Origin of the sequence: Novosphingobium flavum, from assembly GCF_014230315.1 — a bacterium.
In the GTDB taxonomy this organism is placed as follows: Bacteria; Pseudomonadota; Alphaproteobacteria; order Sphingomonadales; family Sphingomonadaceae; genus Novosphingobium; species Novosphingobium flavum.
The window spans coordinates 195,543-220,314 of sequence record NZ_JACLAW010000005.1 but is presented as its reverse complement, the minus strand read 5'-3'; the positions used below and the strand labels follow the sequence as shown (position 1 = coordinate 220,314).

The following is a 24,772-nucleotide window of genomic DNA, read 5'->3' as shown; positions in this document are numbered from 1 at the left end:
ATAGGCATGTAAACGTCGAGGATGCCGTGAGTATTCGATCAGATCCACGATGCTCATGGCACTCACGCGGTGAAGCTCGATGCGGGCGACATGCTGCTCTATGACGGGGGCACGATCCACGAAGTCCGCCCGGTAACATCCGGCGAGCACACCGGCGCCTTCTTCTGGATCCAGAGCGGCGTGCGCGATGCGGCACGCCGCCACCTGCTCCATGAGCTGGACAAGACCATCAGCGCATTGCGGGAAGCAGCCGCCCCGTCCGGAGAAATTATCCGCCTCACGGCGCATTATCACGCCCTCATCCGGATGTGGGCCGAAGTCTGACGGTATCCGGTTCCCGATGCTCGGGTTCCCTCTGTCATCGGCCCGCCGAAGGTAGTACAGTCCCTGCTACGGCGACATGGCCACGACCTTGCAGCAAGCGGGTCGGACATGACCGCCGATGACTGAGTGTACGGGATACGCCGGCGCTCCTGAGCCATGCCTCGATCGGGCATGGGGCAACGCCGAGTCGGCTCCCATGACCAGAATGGAGAGCGACTGATGGCAATTGCCCACCCATCTTCCATCGCCCCGGCAATGGAAGACATTCGCATTCGCAAGATCACGCTACGTGACTTGCGCACCGCCCTTTCCCAAGGCTGGGAAGACTTCATGGAGAAGCGGGGCGATCTGGTTTTCGTCGGCCTGATCTATCCGATCGCGATCGCGCTGGGGACGCTCTATGTCCTGCGCGTGTCGATCCTGCCCCTGCTCTTTCCGATTGCCGCCGGATCGATCCTGCTCGGGCCTGCCGCAGCTAGCGGATTTTACGAACTCGCCCGGCGGCGCGAGCAGGGATTGGATGCCCGCTGGCGTCATTTCCTCGACGTGCTGCGCGGCCCGCGCGCCGAACCGCTGTTCGCGCTGTCCGCCATCCTGACGGCGCTGTTCGTGCTCTGGATCGCAGTGGCCTGGTACATCTATGTGAATACGATGGGCCTGGATGCTCCGCGCACCCCGCTGGCGTTCCTGCAGGCCGTACTGGCCACGCCGGAAGGCTGGGCCATGATCGTCGTCGGCAATCTCGTGGGACTGGGGTTTGCGATCACCGTGCTGGCGATCAGTGCCGTGTCCTTCCCGATGCTGGTCGATCGGCCGGTGTCATGGAAGGTCGCGCTGCGGACCTCGGTTCGGGTCGCCTGGAAGAATCCGGTGACGATCGCGGCATGGGGCCTGATCGTGGTCGGATTGCTGGTCCTGGGAGCGCTGCCGGCGCTGGTCGGCCTGGCGGTTGTCCTGCCCGTGTTGGGTTACGCCACCTGGCATCTCTACACGCTGGCGGTTGAGCGCTAGTTGCTCGCAACCTTGCCTGCCCCGGCCGCCGGAAGCGGCTGGGGCAGCGGCGGAGGACTATCCCCCATCGTGGCGAGATAACGGATGACGGCAGCCCGGTCCTGCGCCCCGGAAATTCCGGCGAAGGCCATCTTAGTACCCGGCACCATGCGGGCCGGCGAGGCAAGGTAGGCAAACAGCCGTTCGTAACTCCACGCGCCCTGCTGGGCCGCCATGGCGGCCGAATAGGAAAAACCGGGCCGCGATGCCACGCTCCGGCCGACGACGCCCCACAGATTGGGCCCGATCCTGTCCGGACCTCCCTTTGCGAAATCATGGCAGCTCGCGCAGACCTGCGCCCTGCTCTTGCCAGCCGCCAGGTCGGCGCCGGCCAGCAGCGCGCCGAGATCGACCGGCCCGGCCGGGACCGGCGCGGCGCGCCTGACCGGGAGCGGGGCCGCGTGTGCATTGTCCTCTTGAAAGGCCGTCAGGCGGTTGCGGTCGGCCGGCCCGTCCAGTCCGCTCGGCCATTGCTGCTGGAGCCTTGCCATGTCGACAGGCGGCGGCAGGTCTTCCACCGGCCGGTATGCCAGCCGTCCCGTATCGCCGACCGGCACCATTTGCCTGACGATCCAGCCAAGCGACCAGGCGACCGCCAGCGATCCAGCAATGGCCGTGGCAATCGCGAGCCGCCTTGACCGGATCATGGCTCAGCCTCCACCGTTCATGAAGATCGCCCTCGTCCAGAACACGTAGTCGGACTCGAACAGCATGATTCGTACCAGCACGAGCAGCGCGAGGGGCGGCACCAGAATGGCATAGACGAGCGAGAGCCGCTCCCATGCCATATGCATGAAGATCGAGATGATCAGACCCGCCTTGAGCAACATCAGGGTTACGATCAGTCCCCAGCGGACTATGCCCTGGAACTGGAAGTAGTCGACCATGTACGACAGGGCGCTGAGCACGAAGAGATAGGCCCAGACCTTGAGATAGAGGCCGATCGGATGCTGCTGGGGCATGTCCGGCGCGGCGGGTGACGCATCCTTGTCCATGGCGGCTCCTTCCCCCTCACCAAAGGTAGAAAAAGGCGAAAATGAAAACCCAGACGAGATCGACGAAGTGCCAATACAGGCCCGCGATCTCGACGGCGGAGTAATCGCCTGTCCGGTCGTAGTGCCCACGCAGGACCTTCGAGGCGACGATCAGCAGCAGGATCACCCCGCAGGTGACGTGCAGGCCGTGAAATCCGGTGATCATGAAGAAGCTGGCGCCGAATTGCGGCGCGCCCATCGGATTGCTCCAAGGGCGGACGCCTTCCTCGAAGATCAGCTTTGTCCATTCAAAGGCCTGCATGCCGACGAAGGTCGCGCCGAACAGGGCCGTTGCCAGCATCAGTGCGGCGGTCTTGCGGCGGTCTCGCCGGTAGCCGAAATTGACCGCCATCGCCATGGTGCCGCTGGAACTGATCAGCACGAAGGTCATGATCGCGATCAGGATCAGCGGGATCGGATGCCCGCCGATGGTGAGCGCGAACACCTCGGCCGTATCCGGCCAGGGCAAGGTCGCCGAGGCCCGCATCGTCATGTAGGCGGTGAGGAAGCAGGAAAAAACGAAGGTGTCGCTGAGCAGGAAGATCCACATCATCACCTTGCCCCAATGGGTCTGGCGAAAGACTTCCTGATCGTTCGACCAATCGGCCGCAACATCGCTCAGGTCCTGACGGGCCTGCCGATGCTCTTCCTGCTTCATCATCAATTGCGACATGACGACATCATCCCGCTGCGATTTTCACGTCGATAACAGCAATACCAGAAGCACGATCCACACGAGCAAAAGGAAATGCCAGTAGATCGCGCAAAGCTGGATCCGGAGCCGGGCATCATGCCCCCCGGCCGGAGGATAGGGGGCATGCAGGCCGGCAATCACGCCGCCCGCCAGGTGCAGCCCGTGCAGGGCGGTCAGCAGATAGAAAAAGGCATTGGCTGGGTTTGCGGCGAGGAAATAGCCGCCGGCCTGATAGTGCCGCCACAGCAGCAGCTGGCCAAGCAGGAACAGTACGCCCAGCCCGTTGCCCAGCGCGGCGGCCGAACGCATCGGCGCGGCCTCGCCGCTCCGGGCCAGGCGCCGCGCCGCTTCCCAGGCCAGGCAGCCAAGCGCGAGCAAGCCGGTGTTGATCCAGAGCTGCGGCGGCTTCGGCAACGGCCGCCAGTCTCCCGCCGTACCGTGGCCCATGTTGCCGTGGATGCCCATGCGCATCAGGTAGGCGGCGGACAGCAGGGTGAAGATCACCGTAGCCACGCCCATGAAGGCGACAAGCCCCACCTTGGCGGCCGGCGGGCGATAGTCCGCCGGATCGCTGCGCCCGTCGATGCCCGGGTTCTGCCAGCTCTTCTCGGCAAGGCGGGCGATCAGGCTCATGACGGCGGCTCGGTCTGGGGGATGAAGTCCCGCGCCGCGCCGGGCACGCTGTAATCGTAGGCCCAGCGATAGACGATGGGGAGGTGCGCCCCCCAATTGCCATGCCCCGGCGGGGTTTCGGGCGTCTGCCATTCGAGGCTCGCCGCGCCCCAGGGATTGGGCTCCGCCTTGGGACCCCAAAAATAGCTATGGATCATGTTGTAGAAGAACACGGCCTGCCCGGCGAACACAACGAAGGCGGCAATGCTGATCATCTCGTTGGCGGTGTGGACCGACTGCGGGATGAAGCCCGTTTCGCCCAGCGCATAGTAGCGCCGAGGCACGCCGAGGATGCCAATGTAATGCATCGGCAGATAGATCACGTAGACCCCGAGGAAAGTGATCCAGAAATGGATCTTGCCCAGCGCGTCGTTCCACATCCGGCCGGTGATCTTCGGATACCAGTGATAGATCGCCCCGAAGATCACCAGGATCGGCGAGACGCCCATGACCATGTGGAAGTGACCGACGACGAAGAACGTATCGGAAAGGGGCACGTCGACGCTGACATTGCCCAGGAAAAGCCCCGACAGCCCGCCGTGGATGAACGTAAAGATGAACCCCAGCGCGAACAGCATGGGGACGCGCAGATGGATGTCGCCGCGCCACAGGGTCAGCAGCCAGTTGTAGACCTTGATCGCGGTCGGGATGGCGATGATCAGGGTCGAGGTTGCGAAAAAGTACCCGAAATAAGGGTTCATTCCGCTCACATACATGTGGTGGGCCCAGACGACAAAGCTGAGCCCGCCGATGATCACGATCGCCCAGACCATCATTCGGTAACCGAAGATGTTCTTGCGCGCATGGACGCTGATCAGGTCCGACACGATGCCGAACGCAGGCAAGGCGACGATGTAGACCTCGGGATGGCCAAAGAACCAGAACAGGTGCTGGAAGAGGATCGGGCTCCCCCCCATGGTCTGGCTGGTCTGCCCCATCGATTGCATCGCGGGCATGAAGAAACTGGTGCCCGCCAGATGGTCGAGCAGCATCATGACGGCCGCCACGAACAGGGCCGGAAAGGCCAGCAGCCCCATGATCGAGGCGATGAAGATGCCCCAGACCGACAGCGGCATCCGCATCAGCGTCATCCCGCGGGTCCGCGCCTGCAGCACGGTCGTCACGTAGTTGAGGCCGCCCATCGTGAAGGCCACGACGAAGATCGCCAGGCTGACCAGCATGGTGACGATGCCCCACTGGTGGCCGGGAGTCCCCTCGCTGATGGCCTGGGGCGGATAGAGCGTCCAGCCGGCGCCGGTCGGCCCACCGGGGACGAAAAAGCCGGACAGCAGGACCACCACCGAAAGCAGGTAGATCCAGTAGCTCAGCATGTTGACGAAGGGGAACACCATGTCCCGCGCGCCGACCATCAGCGGGATCAGGTAATTGCCGAAACCGCCGAGCAGCAGGGCCGTAAGCAGGTAGACCACCATGATCATCCCGTGCATCGACACGTATTGCAGGTAGTTCTCGGGAGTGATCCCCGAATAGGCGCCGGGGAAGCCCAGTTGCAGCCGCATCAGGACGGAGAGGACCAGCGCGACCAGCCCCACCGCGATGGCGGTCAGGCTGTACTGGATGGCGATGACCTTGTGATCCTGGCTCCAGACATATTTGCCGGCCCAGGTCTTGGGGTGATGCATCGGCCTGAGGTCGTCTGCGATCGTCGTCGCCATCAGTGTTGCTCCCCGTGGCCCGTGGCGGGCCCACCTTCGACATGGGCCGGCGCGGCCGCATTCACTTCAGGTGCGGCCCCGGTGATAGTCTGCCCGAAGGCCTGCTGCCCGGAGAGCCAGGCATCAAAGGCCTTGCGGCTCTCCACGATGACCGACCCGCGCATCACGTAATGCCCCGATCCGCACAGTTCGGCGCAGAGGATATCGTACTTCCCGGCCCGCGTCGGCTTCATCCAGAAATAGGTCACCATGCCCGGCACCAGGTCCATCTTTGCGCGGAACTCTGGCACGTAGAAGTCGTGCAACACGTCTTTCGAGCGCAGCACCATCTTCACCGGCTCACCGACCGGGAGGTGCAATTCACTGGCCTCGACAATGATGTCGTCGCGGCCGAACGGGTCGTTGGGGTTAAGGCCAAGAGGGTTTTCCGGGGTCATGTACTGGACCGCGGCGGTTCCCAGCGCCCGGTCCGCGCCGGGGAAGCGGAAGGACCACTGCCATTGCTGCCCCACGGCCTCGACGACCGCCGCATCCTTGGGGATGGTCACGAAACGGCCCCAGGCGACCAGTCCCGGCGCGAGCATCGCGGCGATGCCGACGGCCGTCCAGAATGTCAGTCCTTTCTCGAGTGCGGCGTTCTCGGGCTCGAACCTTGCCCGGCGCCCGGGACGGTGCCGGAAGCGCCACAGCGAATAGGCCAGGAACAGGTTGAGCAGGACGAAGACCACGGCGCAGATCGCGATGGTTATGCGCAAGGCGGAATCAATTGATCCCCAATCGGCGGCAAGCGGCGTCTGCCACCACGGACTGAGCCAGTGGAAGGCGATCGAGCCTATCACCAGCACGACAATTGCAATCGCAACGGGCATAGGCCCCTGCCCCATGCTGCGCAGCAAATCCCGCCATGCATTCCGGCAGAATTCGACTCGCCGCGCGGCCTAAAACCGCGCGCGACAATTTTAGGCCCAAAAGTGACGGAAGGAAAGCAGGGTCACGGCGTGATCCCGAAACGGGAAATCACGAGCCGCAGAACCTGCGCCGTCCGCCGACCCGGCTCGGTCCAAGCGCTGTTCACGCTCACCATCCGCCGGGTCGAAACCGTCAGTTAAATCGTCCCGGCTTGGCGAGCCAGTTGGCGACGTAGTCGAACAGGCGGGCCTTGGTGTCCCCGAACTGGGGACCGCAGGAATTGAGGAAATGCTCCGACCCTTCAACGCCGACCTGCTCCTTGTCGCGAGCGCCAAGGTGGTCAAACACCAGTTCGCCCGGCACCACGAACTGGAAGCAGGTGTTGGTCATCACCAGACTGGGGACGCGGACGCCCTCGGCCTGCCCGATCGGGGTGGACAGGGACGACGACCAGTCGACCCCGGTGATGTCGTCGGCGGTCAGGGCGAAATTCGCCGACACGCGGATGGCATCGTTGGCCAGGTAGCTGCGCAAGGTCGAATTGGATGGCGAAGGCGCGGCGCGGCGGGCGTCGACCCTGCGCAAGGCATCCTCACCCACCGGCGCGGCAGGCCCGCGGATCGAGCGCAGGACCGTGGTTTCCCGCGTCCCGTCAGCCTTGAGCAGGAGGTGTGGGCGCTTGGACCGGGACAGGATCGAAAGGTCGGCGTAGTGCAGGCTGAGCGCACCGCCCTGGATGTCGGCGCCCATGAAAGTGAACGGCTCGTCCGCCCCGGCGCCCGTGGCGCGTTCGAGTTCGCGCAGACGGGCGGCGGACTTGCTGACGATCGTCTGGTACCGGGCCGACTGGGCCGCGAAATAGCGCTTCCGGAACGCCGGCGAATAGGTGCCCGCGCCCTTCGCCACGTCGAACCCGTTGGCGGGGCTGAAGACATCGAGATCCATATGGCTGCGCTTGCCGTCCGGCGCATAGGTCGGATCGATATTGCTGGTGCGCGAGGCAGCGCCCGGGCCCGGGTCGAACAGGATCAGCCCATCGGGCGCGGCAAGGCCCTTCGCCTCGGCGGCGGTGCAGCGGTAGATCAGCGTTGCGCGCTGGCAAGCCGCAACGCCGTTGGCGGCGACATTGGCGTAGAGCGTAGTCGAGGTGGCCCCGCCGCCCCAGCCGGTCAGCACCACCTTGCCCGCCTGCGGCAGCGCCCGTGCGGCGTGGATCGCGGCCGAGAGCTGGGGAAAGCCGAGGAAAGCGCTGGAGAAGTGACCCGCCGGAGCCTCGGGCGAATGGACGTAGAGCACGCGGTACCCGCGCGTGGCCAGTTCGGCGGCGATGCGGTTGAAGGCAAGGTGATCGAACGAGACCAGCACCACCCCGGTCCGCGCCTGTCCCTTGGGCTCATAGAGCAGGGCCGTGCCGAGCCCGCCCGGCAGAGTCACCGGGCTGGACCGGTAGGCGGCGGTTTCCAGCGGATCGATCGGCTTGCGCGGGCGTTCGCGCGGGGCGTCGGGTGCGGGCGGTACCGGCGGCGCGACCTGCGCGAAGGCGGTAGCGGCAATCAGGCCTGCCGCCAGGGCAAACACACGGCTCGCGCGCTTCATTGGCAGTTCTCCCATTATGAATTGACGGATTATCTCTTCGGCCGTGTGTAGCGACTGTCGGACCGGCGGGGTGATGCGAAAGAGGTGCGACGCTATTGCGCTTGCGCCGGCGAAGGACACAAGCCCGGAACGAATATGGGTCCCGAAGCGGCGGGCGAAACAAGGCCGCCCACCGCCAGGATTGTTCAGGCCGACAACCCAATCAGATCTTCAGCCGGAAGCCGAAGGTGAAGTAACGGCCAATCGGATCATCTCCGGAAACCGGCGAAGCGAGGCCCGCCTGGTTATTCGCAAGGTTGTTGAACGGCGCCGGGGAGCGGTTGAACAGGTTCTGGACGTTGAAATAGATCTCGCCCTGCTTGATCTTGTAGCCCAGATTCAGGTTGGTGTACCAGCGCGCCGCGATGTTCGGCGGCATGGACGGATCGAAGATGTAGGTCGTCGTCGAGTCCTTCGGCGCCCAGTTGATCGGGCCACGATAGCGTTCCTGCACCGTTATGTCGAAATTGTCGGTGACACCCATGCGGGCAACGATCGTCCCGCGCCAGCGCGGGGTCCATGTCGCAAAGCTGCCACCGGCTCCGCCGTAGTCCACAGTCGCCCCAGAAAGGTCGATCGTGATGTTGTGCGGCTGGTAGCTGAACAGGGCCCGGATGCTGAACGGACGATTCAGCACCCGGGTGACGTAGTTGCTCTCGATGTCTACGCCGTTGGTCTTTTGGCGACCGACGTTCAGCGACGTGGTGTAGAAGGTGGTCGCCGCATTGGCGAAGCTGGTATCGGTACAGCAATTGTTGTTGCCGCGGACAATCAGGGCGCACAGAGGCGACGAACCGCCGCTGCTGATGCACGCCAGCTGCGTGGCCTGCTGCGTCCCGTTGAAAGACAGGATCGCGTCCTTCACACGGATGTTGAAATAATCGACCGCGATGCTGAAGCCCGGCATCCACTCGGGCCGGTAGACCGCGCCCAGGGTGAAGGTATCGGCCTTTTCCGGGACCAGGCTGGAATTGCCTTGGGCAACGCTGAGGGCCGGCGCCGGATTGCCGCCCGTCCCGTTCAGGAGAACCGACGGGCGGATCAGGAAGTCCTGAACGCTCGACGAACTGAACGCCGACGGCTGATAGAGCTCATGCATCGTGGGCGCGCGGATGTCGTGGGAGCGCGTGGTCCGGATGGTCAGCTCGTCGGTGACCTTCCAGTCGAGTCCGGTCTTCCACGACCAGATGCCGCCCGTGGTCGAGTAGTTGGTATAGCGGGCGGCGCCGTTGAAGGTCAGGCTCTTGGCGAGAACGAAGTCCTGGAGCAGCGGAACCCCAGCTTCGATCGCGGCTTCCTTCACCGTCACGCCGATTTCGGGGCGCCCCAGGGTTTCGCCCTGGAGGAAGGCCTGGGTCGTCCTGCCGCAGTTGGTGGTATTGGTGTTGAAATTGAACAGCAGCCGCAGCCCCGAACAGTCCAGCGGATTGGTGGGCGAGGCCGGCGTGCTCGAGGCCACCAGCGCGTAGGTGAGCCGGCGGGCCTGACCCGAAACAGCGATCGTGACCGGGCCGGCCCAGGTGCTGAACGGCGAGCCCGCGATATAGGCTTCGACATCGTACATCTTGGTGGTGGTGGTCGATTCCAGCGGATCGAAGAACCAGTCCGCCTCGGCCTGGGAGATCTGGCCGCCGAAGGCGTGCGTGAACGGGACGCAGCCCGCATAATATTGCTGCATGGCCGGCGTCAGCGACGCCTGACCGGCCGCCGTGCTGACGTAGCATACCGGGTTACCGCTGGAGTCGAGCACCACGTCGAGCGCGGCATCCATCTTGCGGGAGTTCATGGCGTTGGTCTGCAGCACGCGCATCACGTTCTTCGTGTAGACGCCGGCGACTTCCCACTTCCACCCGCCGAAATTGCCGTTGAAGCCGGTATCGATAGTGAAATTGTGGCCGGTCGTATCGGTGAACTGGCGGTATTGCGGTGTGCTCGGATCACCCAGGGTGCGGCTGAAAGCGAAGGTCGCATAAGGGTTGGCGGCGAGGAAGGCGGCCGGGGTCGTGCCCGATGGCAGGTTGGCCAACATCGCGTTGCGCGCCGCGACCGGCAGCAGCGGGTTGTTGAGGAACACCGGTACTGCGTTGCTCGCGTTGTCCGCGCGGGCCGTGGCGTTGTAGATCGAATAGCCGCCGTTCTTGTTGATGGTCCCGAAGGCCTTGGCGTAGAACTTGATGTTGTCGGTCAGTTCATAGTCGAACCGGCCGAAGAACTGGTGCATCCGCAGCGAGGCCTTCAGCGAGGGATCGAAATAGGAGCCCGTGCCGTTGACGTAGGTACGCGTGCCGTAGAGCGTACCACTCATCGGCAGGACCACGCCGGTCGGCGAAAAGTAGGAGCCAGGCGCAGTGGCCAGCGGATTGGTCAGCGTTCCACTGCTCAGACCGCCAATCGCGCCAATCAGGCCGCCGAACGCACCGTCATAACGCGTGGTGTTCGAGTCGAAGCGATAGGTGGCGGTGCCGGCCGCCGAGGTCAGGGCGGTGGTGAGATAGCGAGCCCGGCCCCAGTCACGCGAGGAGCGCTTGTCGATGCCTTCGTCGTTACGATACTCATAGCTCAGTTCAATATGGCCGCGCTCGCCAATGTTGGCGCCCCAGGCCGCGCCCAGGGTCTGCTGCCGGCCGTCATTGAGGTTGGAAATGCCGTACTGGCCGTTGACCTTGAGGCCCTTGAACTTGCTGTCGGTGATGAAGTTGACCACGCCGGTTACCGCGTCGGCACCATAGACGGCCGAAACACCGCCCGTGACCACGTCGACACGTTGCAGGAGCAACTGCGGGATCATGTCGATGTCGACCGTGCCGTTCGGTGCGTTCGGGGCAACGCGGTGGCCGTCCATCAGGATCAGGTTGCGGGTCGGCCCGAAGTTGCGAAGGTTGAGCACGTTCGCGTTGGGATTGGGGTTGCCGTTGTTGGCCGAGCCGGCCTGCGGCTGGGTGAACTGGCCCTGCGAACCGGCGAACTGCGGCAGGCTGTTGAGCTGATCCGCGACCGTGCCCGGATTGACCTTCTCGATTTCCTGGATGTTCACCACGGTGGTCGGCGTCGGCATATTGTTGCCGTTCGATACCACGCGAGAACCGGTGACGACGATGTCTTCCGTTGCAGCCGTGGTCGACGCCGCACTGCCCTGCGCGAGGGCCGGTTGCACGGCAAGTATGCTGACGCCGGTCAGCAAAGCGATTCCAGTGATCTTTCGCATTGGCAAAATCCCCCATTTGCACGCTGACGAGCTCGGCCCGTTCTTTTAGCCCTCCTGATCAGACTCAGGATCATGGTCCGTCAGAATGTTTGTTGTGGCCCAGTAACGGGGGCATTCGCCTATCACTTCTGCTATCAGGGGCCTTTGCCTGCGCCGACGGAGACCGCCAAGATGCGCGGCCCTTCCGCCGGAGGGCATCACAAATGCTTCGCGCCGGCCTCGCATTTGCCGGCTGGACGGGAACGGTCACAAAAGGGACTTCGTCCAACAACCGACCAAGGATCACGGATGACGACCTCTTGACCTCTCCACGGACGGAACATAATAAGAACATATGAGAATCGCCCCTGCCCCGATGCACGACAGAGCGGCGCCGGCTGAAGCGCCTCGCCGGGCCTTCGGCATCGCCTCGCTCGATGCCACGCTGGGCGGCGGGCTGGCGCGGGGGCGGGTCCATGAGGTCTATGCGGCCGAAAGCGATGATGCCGCCAGTGCAACCGGATTTACCGTGGGCGCGGCAATCGGCATGGTCGATCCGGGGCGAACGGTCCTGTGGCTCCGAACGCTGCGCGCTGCGCGGCTTGGCGGCGTGGCCCAGGCCAATGGCTGGAGCGAACTGGGCGGCGCGCCGGGGCATGGCCTGGTGGGCGTGGTAGGCGATGCCACGGCCCTGCTGCGCGCCGCCGTCGATGCCTTGCGCTGCACGGCGCTGGGGGCGGTGATCGTGGAAAGCTGGGGGACCATGCGCGAACTGGACCTGACCGCCAGCCGCCGCCTGGCCCTGGCTACCGAACAATCGGGTGTGCCGCTGCTCCTGCTGCGCCATGACGCTTCGCCCGTGCCCAGCGCGGCGCAGACCCGCTGGCAGGTAGCCGCTGCCCCGTCGCAGGCGCTGCCCGGCCATGCGCCGGGGCGGCCGACTTTCGACGTGACCTTGCTGCGTCAGCGATCCGGCCCTTCCGGCTTTGACTGGCGACTGGAGTGGGATCGTGACCAACGCATGTTCCGTGAAGCGCCGCTATCTGGCGTTGTGGTTCCCTTTTCTGCCTGCGGACAGGTTGCGACTGGAGGAAACGGATCAGCTTTCCCGGACGATCGCCGCGCCGCTTGATGCGCCGCTGGCGCTTGTTGCCAAGGTCAGGGGCGCGCTGCGCCTGCGTGCGGTCAATACCCAGGCCCAGGCCTTGGGGATCGCGCCTGGCCAGACGCTGGCGGATGCGCGGGCGCTGCACCCCGACCTGCAGGTGGCCGACATGGACGAGGAAGCCGACCGGCACTGGCTGAAGCGGCTGGCGGAACATTGCATCGCCTGGTCGCCGCTGACCACCACCGCGCCGCCCGACGGCATCACGCTGGACATTACCGGGGGCGAGCATCTGTTCGGCGGGGAAGCAGGCCTTGCCGCCCAGGCGGAAGATGCCTTTACCGCAATCGGGATGACGGTGCGCGTGGCCGTTGCAGCAACCGCGCAAGGGGCGCAGGCGCTCGCCCGCCATGCCCCCTTGCCCATCAGGGACGAACGAGAGGCTCTGCGCGCCTTGCCCGTGCTCGCACTGGGGCTGGAGGACGAGGCGACGCTGGCCCTGCGCCGGGCAGGATTGAAGACCATCGGCGATGTCGCCGCGCGCCCGGCGGCCAGCATCGCCGCGCGTTTCGGTGCGGAAGCGATGACCGCGCTGCGCCGCCTGCTGGGCGAGGAACAGGCCCCGATTACCCCGATCACCCAGCCTGAACCGCTGCATTTCGAGCGCCGCTTTGCCGAACCGGTTGCCCTTCAGGCCAGCATTGCCGCCTGTTTCCTCAGCCTTCTGCACGAAGCCGCGCGCACGATGGAAGAGCGCGATCTGGGGGGAAGGCGCTTTGTCCTTACCCTGTTTCGCAGCGATGGCGCGCGCCGCCGCTTGGCCATCGAGACCGGCCTGCCCACACGCGATACCGCCTCGGTGCTGCGCCTGTTCGATGAGCGGATTGCCGCCCTGGCCGATCCGCTCGATCCCGGGTTCGGCTACGACCGCATCACGCTGTTCCTGCCGGTGACCGAACTGCTCGTCGCCAGCCAGCCCGCGCTGGACGGCAACGCGCAGGACACGGCAGCGCTGGCCGACCTGATCGACCGGCTGAGCACTCGGCTCGGCCCTGCCAGCCTGTGCCGGTTGGCCCCGCAGGACAGTCATATTCCCGAGCAGGCACAGCTCGCCCTGCCCGCAATCCACGAACGCATGCCGGTCCCCTGGCCTCAGCCCTCCGCAGGCGAACCACCGATACGGCCGCTGTTCCTGTTCGATCCGCCCCAGCCCGTCGAAGTCATCGCAGAAGTGCCGGACGGACCTCCCCACCGCTTCCGCTGGCGGCGCAAGCTTCACGAAGTGCGGCTTTACGAGGGACCTGAACGGATCGCCTCGGAATGGTGGCGACGCAAGGGCGGCGAGGCCCCCGGCAAGGGCGGGCTGACCCGCGACTATTACCGCATCGAGGACGCGCGCGGACGGCGCTACTGGATTTTCCGCCATGGGCTTTACGAGGAAAAGCCCGATCCGCGCCAAGGACCCAGGTGGTACATGCACGGGCTGTTCGCATGAACGGCGCTCCGCCCTTTGCCGAACTTGTCGCGGCCACCAACTACAGCTTCCTGCGCGGTGCCTCGCATCCGGCGGAAATGGTCGCCCGCGCCCATGCGCTCGGGATGACGGGGCTGGGCATCGCCGATCGCAACACGGTGGCCGGGGTGGTCCGCGCGCATGTCGCTTGGCGCGAGGTGGGAGGACTGGCCGGTGGGTTCCGGCTGGCAGTGGGCGCGCGGCTGGCCTTTGCCGACGGCACACCGGACGTGATCGCCTATCCCGCCACCCGCCATGGCTGGGGCCGCCTGACCCGGCTGCTGACGCTCGGCAACCGGCGCACGGAGAAAGGCGATTGCCGGCTCACCCTGCCCGACCTGCTGGACCATGCGGAGGATCTGCTCCTGATCGCCACCGGAAGGGAGCAGGCGTTGCTGGACAGGCTGGCCGAGGTCCGCCCCGGCGCGGTCTGGCTGGCGACGGCCATGCTCAGGGCCGGCGCCGATGCCCGGCGGCTGGCGGGAGCGCAGGCCCTGTCGGCCGCAACGGGCGTGCCCCTGCTCGCCACCAACGACGCACTTTACGCCCGGCCGGAAGCACGGCCGCTCCACGACATCCTGACCTCTATCCGCGAAGGCACGACCATCGCCGGGGCGGGCCGCCGCCTGCTCGCCAATGCCGAGCGGCATCTGAAGGCTCCGGCCGAGATGAGCCGCCTGTTTCGCTCCTGCCCTGAAGCGATCTGCGCCACTACGGATTTCCTCTCCCGCATCGACTTCACGCTCGACGACCTGAAATACGAATACCCGCACGAATCCGTGCCCGCCGGGTGGGAGCCACAAGGCTGGCTGGAGCACCTCGTGCAGGAAGGCGGCCGGGCCCGCTTCCCGCAAGGCCTGCCGGAGACATACCGAGCCGTCCTGAACGAAGAGTTCAAGCTGATCCGCAAGTGCAATTACGCTTATTACTTCCTCACCGTGCACGACATCGTCCGTCATGCCCGCAGCCTCGATCCGCCGATCCTGTGCCAGGGGCGCGGCAGTGCCGCCAATTCGCTGGTCTGCTACTTTCTCGACATTACCCCCATCGATCCGGTCCGCGAGAAACTGCTGTTTTCCCGCTTCCTGTCAGAAGCGCGCGACGAGCCGCCCGACATCGACGTGGATTTCGAGCATGAACGCCGCGAGGAGATCATGCAGTACATCTATGCCCGCCATGGCCGCGAGCGGGCAGGCATCGCCGCCACCGTGATCCACTATCGCCCCCGCAGCGCGCTGCGCGAAGTGGGCAAGGCGCTGGGCCTGAGCGAGGACGTGACCGCGCGGCTCGCCTCCACCATCTGGGGCCACTGGGGCGACGACGTGCCCGAAGCGCGCGTGGCCGAAGCCGGGCTGGACATGGCCAACCCCGCGATCGCGCGATTGAAGGCGCTGGTCGACCAGTTGCTCACCTTCCCCCGCCACCTCTCGCAGCATGTCGGCGGCTTCGTGCTGACCGAGGGGCGGCTCGACGAACTGGTGCCAATCCACAACGCAGCAATGCCCGACCGCACCTTCATCGAATGGGACAAGGCCGACATCGAAGCTCTGAGGCTGATGAAGGTGGATGTGCTGGCGCTCGGCATGCTCACCTGCATCCGCAAGAGCTTCGACCTGTTGCGCCGACACGGCCTTGGCGATCACGATCTCCAGAACGTGCCGCTGGAAGATGAAGAGCAGGAAAAGGTCTACAGAATGCTCCAGCGCGGCGACAGCATCGGCACGTTTCAGGTCGAGAGCCGCGCCCAGATTGCCATGCTGCCACGGCTGAAGCCCAGGGAACTGTATGACCTTGTCATCCAGGTTGCGATCGTTCGGCCGGGCCCGATCCAGGGCGGCATGGTCCACCCCTATCTGCGACGGCGAAACGGGGAGGAGGATGTTGCCTTTCCCAGCCCGGCGCCGCCACACGACCGGAACGAATTACACGAAGTGCTTGGCAAGACGCTGGGTGTGCCGCTGTTTCAGGAACAGGCGATGAAGCTGGCGATCACGGCGGCGGGCTTTTCCCCGACCGAGGCCGATGGCCTGCGCCGCGCCATGGCCACCTTCCGCAATCGCGGAACCGTTGCCCCCTACCGTGATCGCATGGTCGGCGGCATGACCGCGCGCGGCTATGAGCGCGACTTTGCCGAGCGCTGCTTCGAGCAGATCAAGGGTTTTGGCGAATATGGCTTTCCTGAAAGCCACGCACAGGCCTTCGCGTGGCTGGCCTATGTCTCGTCATGGCTGAAATGCCGCCATCCGGCCGTGTTCACTTGCGCGCTGCTCAACAGCCAGCCGATGGGGTTCTATGCCCCCGCCCAACTTGTCCGCGATGCGCAGGAGCATGGGGTCGAAGTCCGCGCGGTAGACGTGAACGCCAGCCATGGCGACTGTACGCTGGAAGGACCGGACGGCAGCCCACTCGCGCTGCGGCTGGGCTTTGCCCGGATCGACGGCTTTCGTGAGAACTGGGCCAGGGAAATCGTCGAGGCCCGTCGCGGCGGTGCTTTCGCTTCGGCCGAAGACCTTGTCCGGCGAGCAGGCTTGCCCTCGCTCGCACTGCGCAAACTGGCCGACGCGGATGCCTTCGGCTCGTTGGCGCAATCGCGCCGCGATGCCTTGTGGGAAGTACGCCGCACACCGCCCACCCAGTTGCCGCTGTTCGCCTCTGCCGATGCCCCCGAACTGGGAAGAGAAGTCGGCCCACGCCTGCCCGCGATGCCCCTGTCGGAGGAAGTGGTGGCCGATTACCAGACCGCCCGTCTTTCACTCAAAGGGCATCCGATGCAGTTCCTGCGTGAAAGCCTAGCCCGCGAAGGCGTGCTGGCCTGCGCCGATGCCAATGCAGCGCCGGATGGCCGGAAAGTCCGCGTCGCCGGCGTGGTCCTCACCCGCCAGCGTCCCGGCAAGGGCAACGCGGTGTTCATCACGATCGAGGACGAGACCGGAATCGTCAACGCACTGCTCTGGTCACGCGATCTGGAAAGGCAGCGCCGGGCGGTCATGATTGCCCGCCTGATGCTGATCGAGGGCGAGATCCAGAAGAGCAAGGAAGGCGTGGTCCATTTGATGGCCACCCGCGTGATCGACCGCACCGCGATGCTCGGCGGTCTGGCCGATCAGCCGCAGGTGATCCCGCAAACTTCGCGCGGCGACGAGATCCGGCACCCCCAGCGCCCGCGGACGCACGGCCATCCCCGCAATGTCAGGATCCTGCCCAGGTCACGGGATTTCCACTGACGCCGCCCGGCTACAGGCCAAGCCTTGCCCAGAACTCGCGGGCATCGGCAATTTGGCTGGTTCCGCCATCCGGCCTGCCGGCAACGACCAGCCGCCAAGACGGATGCGGCAGGCGCGGCACATAGCCCTTTGCAAGAGGGGTACGACGGCGGTGCAAGCGTGTTGAATTTGCCATTTTCGTTCCTTCCAGGTCAGGAAGCACGAGCCGGCGTGGTCGCGTAGGCGTCGTGCGCTTTAGCCGTTGGTGACGCGGAGCAAGCTGACAGAATCAAAAGCCGCGGCTGACATGCGGGGCAGGCCCGGTGCGTCAGCGAGATAATGCCTACCAATTCGATAGAGTATTTCCAGAAAGAAAACCTTGAGCACTCGTGACCGTTGCTTTCCGGCCCCGGTTTCTCAGCCGCCCACCGTCACGCCGTGCCGGCCGAGGAGGGCCGCCGCATTGCCAAACAGCACCCTGGCGTGATCGGCAGGCGCCAGCCCCGCTTCGGCAACATGGCGCACCACGCCGCCGATATCCGCGGAAGGTCCGTAGTCCGAGCCGAACACGACCTGCGACGCGCCGAACACGCGCGACGCCGCCGCGATCGCGGCAGGCCCCTGCCCCGCCGCCCCTGTATCGAACAGCAACCGCTTGAACCGGGGGCTGAGCGCTATGCCGGACCGGGTGACGGACTCGGCCAACAATGCGCTCACCCCCGATCCGCCGAGCATGGCGATCTGCACGGTTACGTCGGGATAGGGATCGAGGAACTCGGTATAGCCGAGGGTGACGACCGACGAAGCGAACTGCCACGCTGTGTCGAGTGCGCCGCGCACCTCGGCCGTATCGGCATGGAGCGTGAGGGGCGGCTGGCCGGAAACGGACTGGTGAGCGAAGCCGGTGTGCAGGAAAAGATGGCTGCCGAGGCGCTGGGCCGCTTCGAGGATCGGCGCGAAATGGCTGGCGGCATCGAGGCTGGCGAAGCCGTTGACCGGCAAGACCCCGCCGATGAAGCCGAGCTCCTGATGTCCTCGCTGCAATTCGCGCACCGACCAGCCGATGTCCGAGGTGGACAGCGCGGCAAGGCCGCTGAACTGGCGGGGATGAGCGCGCACGACGGCGGCAAGATCGGTGTTGTAAGCGGACCACAAGGCCACCGATTCCGCCGGGCTGAGGTTGGGATCGATGCCGAGGGTCGTCGGCCAGGACAACAGCTGATGCGCGATTCCGAGGGATTCGAGATGGGCCAGCCGCACGTCGATATCCAGCCATGACGGCCCCAGTACCGCGGCCGGGCCAGCCTGACCCGCAAGCGGACGCGCCAGCAGCGTTCGGCCGCGATCGTCGTGCAGGACGCGCGGGCCGGACAGGCGCTGGCCGAGCGAGGCCAGCACGGCGGGCGAAATCCAGTGGCTGTGCAGGTCGATGATCGGACCCGAGACGGCGGCGGCAGGACGCGGCGCGGGCCGAGTGGCCGCATCCAGGGCGCCCGACAGGGCAAGCGACGCTCCGGCAGCCCCCCGGATCAGCGCACGGCGGGAAAGGTCCATAGGGAAAGTCCTCGAGTGAAAGGGAGCGCAAAGGCGCGAGAGCGGGCGGGACGGCACGCGGCCGCCCCGCCCTTGCCGGTCAGAAGTTGTAGCTCAGGCGGCCATACCAATAGCCGCCGCTGGCGCCTTCCGGATGGATGAAGCCGTAGCGGTTGATGCCGTTGACCTGATTGGCGACCAGATACTGGTGAGGATAGACGTCGAAGATATTGCGGCCGCCCGCCGCCAGTTGCAGCTTGGGCGTGACCTGCACACGAACTTCCGCGTTCACGAACCAGTCCGGCCCGTAATACTCGTCGTAGGCCGCCGTGGTCGGATGGGTGTACCAGTAGGAGCCGTAGCGGACTTCATCGACCTGCAAGGTCCACGGACCGCGCGTGAACACCTGCCCCAGCAGCAGCTTGTTTTGCGGCGTGCCACGTTCGAGGTCCAGCTTCTGCCCGCGCGTGAACAGCGTAGCGCCGGCCACCCCGGTCTTGAGGTTGTAGGCGCGGGTGGACATCAGGCTGTAACCGGCCGTCAGCGTCACCTCGCCGAAATCGAACTGGTGATGGAAGCGGCCCACCGCATCGACGCCGCGCGTGCGGGTGTCCATGCCGTTGGTCAGGAACGAGGCGGCGGTGATGTTGGCATCGCCGGCCGCCGTGGTGGCATCGGTCACCACGGTTCCGGTGAGACCGTTGCCGGTGGCCGCAGCGGCCAGCAGGATCAGGCCGCTGAGCTTGATCTGGTAGGCATCGACCGTGAACGACAGATCGCGCGAGGGTTGCCAGACCGCGCCGGCCGACAGGTTGACCGACTTCTCCGGCTTCAGGGCGCCGCCGCCGAGCGCGATGGCGACGGCAGAATCGGGGCGATAGGTACGGGTGCGGGTCGTGGTCAGCACCGTGCCGGAATGGCTCCAGTTCGAGGAGAAGCCGGTGCTCTGATTCTGGATCTGGCCGATGCTGGGCGCCCGGTAGCCGTTGGAGACGCTGCCGCGCAGAGCAAAGGTTGGCGTGATGTCATAGCGCAAGGCAATCTTGCCGGTGGCCGTGCCGCCGAAGTCGGAATAGTGCTCATACCGCCCGGTGACGCTGATCAGCAGGGGATCGACCGGACGGACATCGAAACCGAGGTAACCACCGACCGTGGTGCGGGCGCGCGAGCCAAGGTCCCACGGACCAAGGCCGCTGGCATCGGCGGTTCCCCAGCGGGTGGCGGCCCCGGCGTTCGGCCCGTCGAGAACGGGCACGCCGCCATTGTTCCACGATTGCTCGTCGCCGCCGACATAGGCCCCCCAGGTTTCATGGCGATAGGACAGGCCGCCGATCAACTGGACCGGGTTGGACAGGCCCAGATCGGCATCCTTGGACCAATCAAGATTGGCATTGACCTGATCCGAACGGTATTGCCCGAGGTAGAAATCGGTCTGGCTGGCAAGGCCATAGCTCGGCGCGTCGAGGTTATGGATGAAGCGGTCGAGGATGTTCGTGCCGTAATTGGCGCTGAGATCGAACTTGCCGAGGCTGCCACCATCGATCTTCAGGCCGAGCGTGCCGGTGTAATCGGTGAGGCGCACATCGGTGATCGGCTGAAACCCATTGGGGAACAACGCACGGACGACGGCATCGGCGGAGGGAACCTGCGGGTTCACCCCGTTCTGGGTACGGGTGTAGGAATAGTCGAACCAGCCATAGAGCCTGACGTTGCTGCTCAGGCCGGTTTCGGCATTGACCAGGAATGCATCGTGGCGCACCTGCGCATTGCCCCAGGCGCCGACGGAGTTGCGGTCTGCCGTGATTTCGCGCGGGTCCCACGAAAGTCCGGCCGGCAGCACCGCCGATGGGCTGTAGTTCGTGGGCGCGGAAGCCGAGACGACGGAATTGCCGCCGGCATCGACCAGGAAATAGCGGCGGCGGATGTCGGGGCCCGAACGATCCGTCTGCCCGCGATAGGACAGGTCGGCGCTGACGTTGATGAAGCCGTCGCCCGGCAGCGGCGCCGCCGCCCAGCCGTTGATCGCGCGGGTCGGGCCATCCCCTTCGTAATACTGGCCAACCTCGGCATTGATCCCCCCGCCATGATCGTCGCGCCGCAGGACGAGGTTGAGTACGCCCGCGATGGCATCCGAGCCATATTGCGCCGAGGCCCCGTCGCGCAGGACTTCGGCCCGGGCCAGTGCACTGACCGGGATCTGGTTGATGTCGACATAGTTGGAACCCGGCCAAGGATCGACCCCGCCGGTCTGCGCCGAATTGTGCAGGCGCTTGCCGTCGACCAGCACCAGCGTCAGGTCAGGGCTCAGCCCGCGCAGCGAGGCGGAACGAATGCCGCTGGAACCCTTCGACGCGTTCTGACCCTGCGGGAACTGGAAGGAGGGCAGGATGTGCTGAAGCGCCTGATTGAGCACGACGCCGCCGGTGCCGATCTCCTGATTGGAAACGACGTCGACCGGGGTTGATGATTGCAGGACCGTGGTGGCGCGGGTCGAACCTACGACCACGATGGCATTGCCGTCACCGCGCGATGCATCGGCATCCGCGGCCGCATCGTCGGCGGCGCCGGCTTCTGCAGCGACTTCGGCCACGGCATCATTCGACGTGGCTGCGGCAAGGGCGGGCGTGGCAACTGAGGTTGCGAGCAGGGAAACAAGTGCAATTCGGGAGAGAGTCATGACAGGAATCCAAGGGGAATGGGCACGCGGCGGCCTCCGGCGAGAACCGGTGACGGCGAGGCCAAGGAAAGGGAGAAATGGAGAGGCCGGGCGCCCGTTCAGCGATCGATGATCGGTCCGTCGAGCGGCACGCCCACGGCGCCGCCGCCGAACGGGCCGTTGTTTTCCACACAGATCCGTTCGGGCTGTTCGTTGAGCAAGGGCTGTCCCGGCCGATTGGCGGCGATCACCTCGTAGTGCCAGCCATCAGGCTCGTCGGCCTCGGTATAGCGGCGGGCGGGGATGAGCGCGGTCCACGGGCGGGTATAGACGCCGGGATCGGTGAAGGTCGCCCGGTAGTCATATCGCTTGCCGTCGGGATCGAAGATGAAGCGCTCCTCTATCGCGGCGTTCTCGCTGGCGAAATCGCCGGTGCGCCCAAACAGGGCCTTGCCGTTGCTGTTGGTCGTGCTGACGACGAGCGTGTTGCCTTCCCAGTGGCCGCGCGAATCCGCGTTCCACAGCTTGATCTGCGGCGGAAGATGGGGCGACTGGTCGAGCTTGATGATCCGGGTGCCGGAATTGAACAGGAGCACGACGTAGCCGGGATACTGGCGGATTTCATAACCGTGCCAGATGAACGACTTGGGCACGCCGGCCGGGGCGCAGCGTGCCAGCGGTTCGATGTAGCGGGGCAGATCGGGATTGGAAAAGTGCGCTTCGAAGTCCTTCTGCAAGGCGCGTGCAGCGGGGGTGTAAGGCACCTGCCCATCGGCCGGATCGACGACCCGGCTGGGCGCGCGTTGCTCGCGCGGCAGGCCCGCCTGCTTGCTCGGCTCTCCGGGCGGTCCGGCCTGCGGATCGGTCCAATTGCTGTGGTTGGCGATCAGGTTGGACCAGTGCCCTTCGACGTCGGGCTGGCCGTCCCGCCGGCGCTTGCCGGTCCATGCGCCGGCCTTGACCGGGGTGAAGGAGCTGACGAAGCGCAGGCCCGACCCGGCCGGGACCTGGGAACGTTCGGTCGCTGCTGGCGCGGCGGGCTGGGCCGAAGCGGCGGCGCCGGCAAGCGCGACGGCGAGGATTGCAGCCGTGGTCTGGATAGCGGTGCGCATCACTTGCCCTCCTTGTGCGGGTAGTAATTGTCGTAAGGCAGGGTGAAGCAGTAATCCTCGATCAGCTGGAAGTTGTCGTCGCGCCGCCGGTTGAGCAAAACCGACAGGTTCCACGGCTTGGCATAGACTTTCGGATCGTCGATCGTGGCCGAATAGCGGATCGTATCGCGATCGACGAACGACCACTTCTCCACCACGTGAAGGTCTTCGCTGTGATAGTTTCCGGCGCGGTCGAGCCATGTCTCGTCGTTGAACTCGGTCACGTCGACGACCAGGGTGTCGCCTTCCCAGTGGCCGCGCGAATCCCCCAGCCAGTAAGGCTCGTCGATATCCTTCGGGTGGCCGGTGCCATTGGTGTTGATGGTGCGGACCTGATGGCCGAACTGGTGCACGAGAGTGATATCGCGCTCACGCTCGAATATCTGGAACGGCGCAGGGTAATAGACGCTGCGCGGCACGCCCAGTGTCCAGCACTTGAGGCGCGGATCGTCCTTGGCGCGATTGGCGAAATTGGCCTGCCGCTGGCTCAAGGCCTCGGCGCGATAAGGCAGGTTGCCCCCGGCCACCACGCCCGCCGAGGGCGGCGCGTCACGGCGGCCCGAATGGGGCTCCAGATCGTAGTCCGCCTCGCTCAGCGTCTGCCAGATTCCGGAGAAGTCCGGATGACCGTTCGGCAGGCGGGGAATGTCCTGTTGCTGGGCCAGCGCCGGATGCGGGGCAGCCAGAAGAAGCGTTATTGCCGATGACAGGGCAAGAACAGCCTTGCGCCCTCTTGCAGTAAAATCCGCCCTGATGCGGGTTTTGTTGTTTGGCATGAAATTCTCGCACAGATTTTCAGCGCCATCACCTGGATCGGTCCGGCGCGTCACTCCGGCCTAACTTCGCCACCATTGCTGCGGAACGCACGATTCCTCGTTTGCTTAGCGCGATCTCTTATAAGCCCCTGCCCCGCCGCAAGCGCGCACCTTTAGCGCGATCGGTCAGATCGATATGCTCATGCGTTCGTTCCGCTCGGCCGCGCTCCCCGATAGCCCTTGCCGTCACGCCCGGACTGGCCGGGCCGATTCCGCAAGATCAGGATGGACGACCGATGATTTCCGAATGGCTCGCCGGCCTGCAATACCGGCTGGGCGCCACGATCGACACCGCGGGGCACATCGTGCCCGACACGTCCTGGAGCGCAAGGTTGCAGGGCTCGGACCGGCTGTGGATGCTGATCGAGGGCACGCATGTCCTGTCGCTGATGCTGTTCGCCGGCACGATCCTGTTCGTTGACCTGCGGTTGCTGGGCGCGGTTCTGCGGAGCGTGCCCGTTTCGCGCGTGGCGGGCAGCCTGCTGCCGTGGACGGTTGCGGGATTCCTGGTCACGGTGACGACCGGCTCCGCGCTCTTCTTCTCGGACCCGCTGGAATACTTCCACAACTTCGCATTCCGCCTGAAGGCCCTGTTCCTGCTCGGCGCCGCCGTGAACATCTTCTGGTTCCACTTCCGGGTTCAGGCGAACCGGCCGCAGTGGGACGGCGCCGAAGTGCCGCCGCGCGCCGCGCGGATCAGCGCGGCAACCTCGCTGGCGGTGTGGTTCGCGGTGATCGTGGCCGGACGCTACATGGCCTACGACTGGGTCAAGTGCATGAACCCCGGCGCGCTGGTCAGCGAGATCGCCCAGTGCAGCACCTATGACGCCACCCTTGCAGAAATAGATGCGGAGACCGCGCAATGAGCATCAGCATCAACAGCCTGATCCCTGCCGTGCAGGCGCCGCTGGAACGCTTCGGCCAGACCGAATGGGTGCGCGAACTAAACCAGACCGCCTGGCTGTTCGCCCTGGTCGAAACGATCCACCTGATATCGCTGGTCGTGCTGGGCGGGGCCGTGCTCGTGCTCAACCTGCGGCTCCTCGGACTGGTCCTCGGTGACGTGCCGGAGCAGGTGATAGAGCGGAATACCCGCCCGTGGCTGCGCGCGGGCGTGATCGGCACTATCGTGACCGGCACCTACATGGCCGTGGCCACGGTCGTCACCTTGCTGCCCAATGCCGCATTCCTGGTGAAGATGGTCGCCCTTGTTGCGGCCATCCTGCTGAGCACGGCCGTGGCGCGGCGGCTGCGGCTCGGCCAGTCGGACAATCCGGCCGGCTCGCGGCTTCTCGCCGGATCGGCCGTGGCGCTGTGGCTGGCCGCCCTGATCCTGTTCGCCGCCACCCGCACCATTGCCGCCGGGGCACTGCTGGTCGGGCTGGCCGGGCTGGCCCTGCTGCTTGCCGGGATCGCCGTGCGCCGCGATGGCGGGAACTGGACGGCCCTGCTGCGCTCGCCGCAGCGGCTTGGCGCCTTCTCTTCCACGCTGGCGTGGGTGACGGTTGCCGCTGCCGGCAGGTGGATCGGTTTCAGCTGAACTTCCTCTCCCACCCTGGAGCCCTGCGCCGCGCATCCCCGTTGATGCGCGGCGCTTTTTTGCGTTCCGCTCAGCGCC

Annotated in this window: 19 protein-coding genes; 7 read left to right on the top strand and 12 right to left on the bottom strand. The window is 65.5% G+C overall.

Features of this window, described 5'->3' with window-relative positions:
- Positions 1–69: 69 nt before the first annotated feature.
- Positions 70–324, top strand: a complete 255-nt coding sequence (locus tag H7F51_RS08035; protein ID WP_185663724.1) for a hypothetical protein — start codon at positions 70–72, stop codon at positions 322–324.
- Between the two features lie 219 nt (positions 325–543).
- Complete coding sequence (locus H7F51_RS08030; RefSeq protein ID WP_185663723.1) at positions 544–1,335, top strand: DUF2189 domain-containing protein; 792 nt, start codon at positions 544–546, stop codon at positions 1,333–1,335.
- Here H7F51_RS08030 and H7F51_RS08025 read toward each other — a convergent pair.
- The 8 genes from H7F51_RS08025 to H7F51_RS07990 all read right to left on the bottom strand — a co-directional run bounded on the left by H7F51_RS08025 (position 1,332) and on the right by H7F51_RS07990 (position 11,199).
- Positions 1,332–2,021, bottom strand: coding sequence for a c-type cytochrome (locus tag H7F51_RS08025; RefSeq protein ID WP_185663722.1), 690 nt, complete (start codon positions 2,019–2,021; stop codon positions 1,332–1,334). The genes H7F51_RS08030 and H7F51_RS08025 overlap by 4 nt on opposite strands.
- Before the next feature lie 3 nt (positions 2,022–2,024).
- Positions 2,025–2,369 (bottom strand): cytochrome C oxidase subunit IV family protein, encoded by a 345-nt coding sequence (locus H7F51_RS08020; protein ID WP_246447988.1) that lies wholly within the window; start codon positions 2,367–2,369, stop codon positions 2,025–2,027.
- Between the two features lie 16 nt (positions 2,370–2,385).
- Positions 2,386–3,081 (bottom strand): heme-copper oxidase subunit III family protein, encoded by a 696-nt coding sequence (locus H7F51_RS08015; protein WP_246447985.1) that lies wholly within the window; start codon positions 3,079–3,081, stop codon positions 2,386–2,388.
- Positions 3,082–3,105: 24 nt separating this feature from the next.
- Positions 3,106–3,735: a cytochrome c oxidase subunit 3 family protein gene (locus H7F51_RS08010; protein ID WP_185663721.1), complete on the bottom strand. Its 630-nt coding sequence runs from the start codon at positions 3,733–3,735 to the stop codon at positions 3,106–3,108.
- Positions 3,732–5,450 (bottom strand): cytochrome c oxidase subunit I, encoded by a 1,719-nt coding sequence (locus H7F51_RS08005; protein ID WP_185663720.1) that lies wholly within the window; start codon positions 5,448–5,450, stop codon positions 3,732–3,734. The genes H7F51_RS08010 and H7F51_RS08005 overlap by 4 nt, the downstream gene beginning before the upstream one ends.
- Entirely contained in the window at positions 5,450–6,319 is an 870-nt protein-coding gene (locus tag H7F51_RS08000; RefSeq protein WP_185663719.1) for a cytochrome c oxidase subunit II, read from the bottom strand. Before H7F51_RS08000 ends, H7F51_RS08005 begins: the two co-directional genes overlap by 1 nt.
- Before the next feature lie 232 nt (positions 6,320–6,551).
- Positions 6,552–7,955 carry a dienelactone hydrolase family protein gene (locus H7F51_RS07995; protein ID WP_185663718.1) on the bottom strand — a complete coding sequence of 468 codons (1,404 nt, stop codon included), beginning with the start codon at positions 7,953–7,955 and terminating at the stop codon, positions 6,552–6,554.
- A 202-nt stretch (positions 7,956–8,157) separates the two neighbouring features.
- Positions 8,158–11,199: a TonB-dependent receptor plug domain-containing protein gene (locus H7F51_RS07990; protein WP_185663717.1), complete on the bottom strand. Its 3,042-nt coding sequence runs from the start codon at positions 11,197–11,199 to the stop codon at positions 8,158–8,160.
- A 334-nt stretch (positions 11,200–11,533) separates the two neighbouring features.
- Here H7F51_RS07990 and H7F51_RS07985 point away from each other — a divergent pair, with 334 nt between their 5' ends.
- From H7F51_RS07985 to H7F51_RS07975, 3 genes are read left to right on the top strand one after another with little or no spacing between them, the layout of a single operon-like run.
- Positions 11,534–12,310, top strand: a complete 777-nt coding sequence (locus H7F51_RS07985; protein ID WP_185663716.1) for an ImuA family protein — start codon at positions 11,534–11,536, stop codon at positions 12,308–12,310.
- On the top strand, positions 12,207–13,778 hold the full coding sequence (locus H7F51_RS07980; RefSeq protein WP_185663715.1) for a Y-family DNA polymerase: 1,572 nt from the start codon (positions 12,207–12,209) through the stop codon (positions 13,776–13,778). Before H7F51_RS07985 ends, H7F51_RS07980 begins: the two co-directional genes overlap by 104 nt.
- Complete coding sequence (locus tag H7F51_RS07975) at positions 13,775–17,020, top strand: error-prone DNA polymerase (protein ID WP_185663714.1); 3,246 nt, start codon at positions 13,775–13,777, stop codon at positions 17,018–17,020. The genes H7F51_RS07980 and H7F51_RS07975 overlap by 4 nt, the downstream gene beginning before the upstream one ends.
- A 396-nt stretch (positions 17,021–17,416) precedes the next feature.
- Here the strand turns inward: H7F51_RS07975 and H7F51_RS07970 are convergent, their stop codons facing one another.
- The 4 genes from H7F51_RS07970 to H7F51_RS07955 form a co-directional block, all read right to left on the bottom strand.
- Positions 17,417–18,553, bottom strand: a complete 1,137-nt coding sequence (locus tag H7F51_RS07970) for an amidohydrolase family protein (RefSeq protein ID WP_185663713.1) — start codon at positions 18,551–18,553, stop codon at positions 17,417–17,419.
- Positions 18,554–18,632: 79 nt separating this feature from the next.
- Positions 18,633–21,209, bottom strand: a complete 2,577-nt coding sequence (locus tag H7F51_RS07965) for a TonB-dependent receptor plug domain-containing protein (protein ID WP_185663712.1) — start codon at positions 21,207–21,209, stop codon at positions 18,633–18,635.
- 98 nt (positions 21,210–21,307) lie between these two features.
- Complete coding sequence (locus H7F51_RS07960; RefSeq protein ID WP_185663711.1) at positions 21,308–22,300, bottom strand: hypothetical protein; 993 nt, start codon at positions 22,298–22,300, stop codon at positions 21,308–21,310.
- On the bottom strand, positions 22,300–23,115 hold the full coding sequence (locus H7F51_RS07955) for a hypothetical protein (protein WP_221774059.1): 816 nt from the start codon (positions 23,113–23,115) through the stop codon (positions 22,300–22,302). Before H7F51_RS07955 ends, H7F51_RS07960 begins: the two co-directional genes overlap by 1 nt.
- Positions 23,116–23,390: 275 nt before the next feature.
- Between H7F51_RS07955 and H7F51_RS07950 the strand changes: the two genes are divergently transcribed.
- Both H7F51_RS07950 and H7F51_RS07945 read left to right on the top strand, forming a co-directional pair.
- Entirely contained in the window at positions 23,391–24,020 is a 630-nt protein-coding gene (locus tag H7F51_RS07950) for a DUF6644 family protein (RefSeq protein WP_185663710.1), read from the top strand.
- On the top strand, positions 24,017–24,694 hold the full coding sequence (locus tag H7F51_RS07945; RefSeq protein ID WP_185663709.1) for a DUF6644 family protein: 678 nt from the start codon (positions 24,017–24,019) through the stop codon (positions 24,692–24,694). The genes H7F51_RS07950 and H7F51_RS07945 overlap by 4 nt, the downstream gene beginning before the upstream one ends.
- The last annotated feature ends 78 nt before the right edge of the window (positions 24,695–24,772 follow it).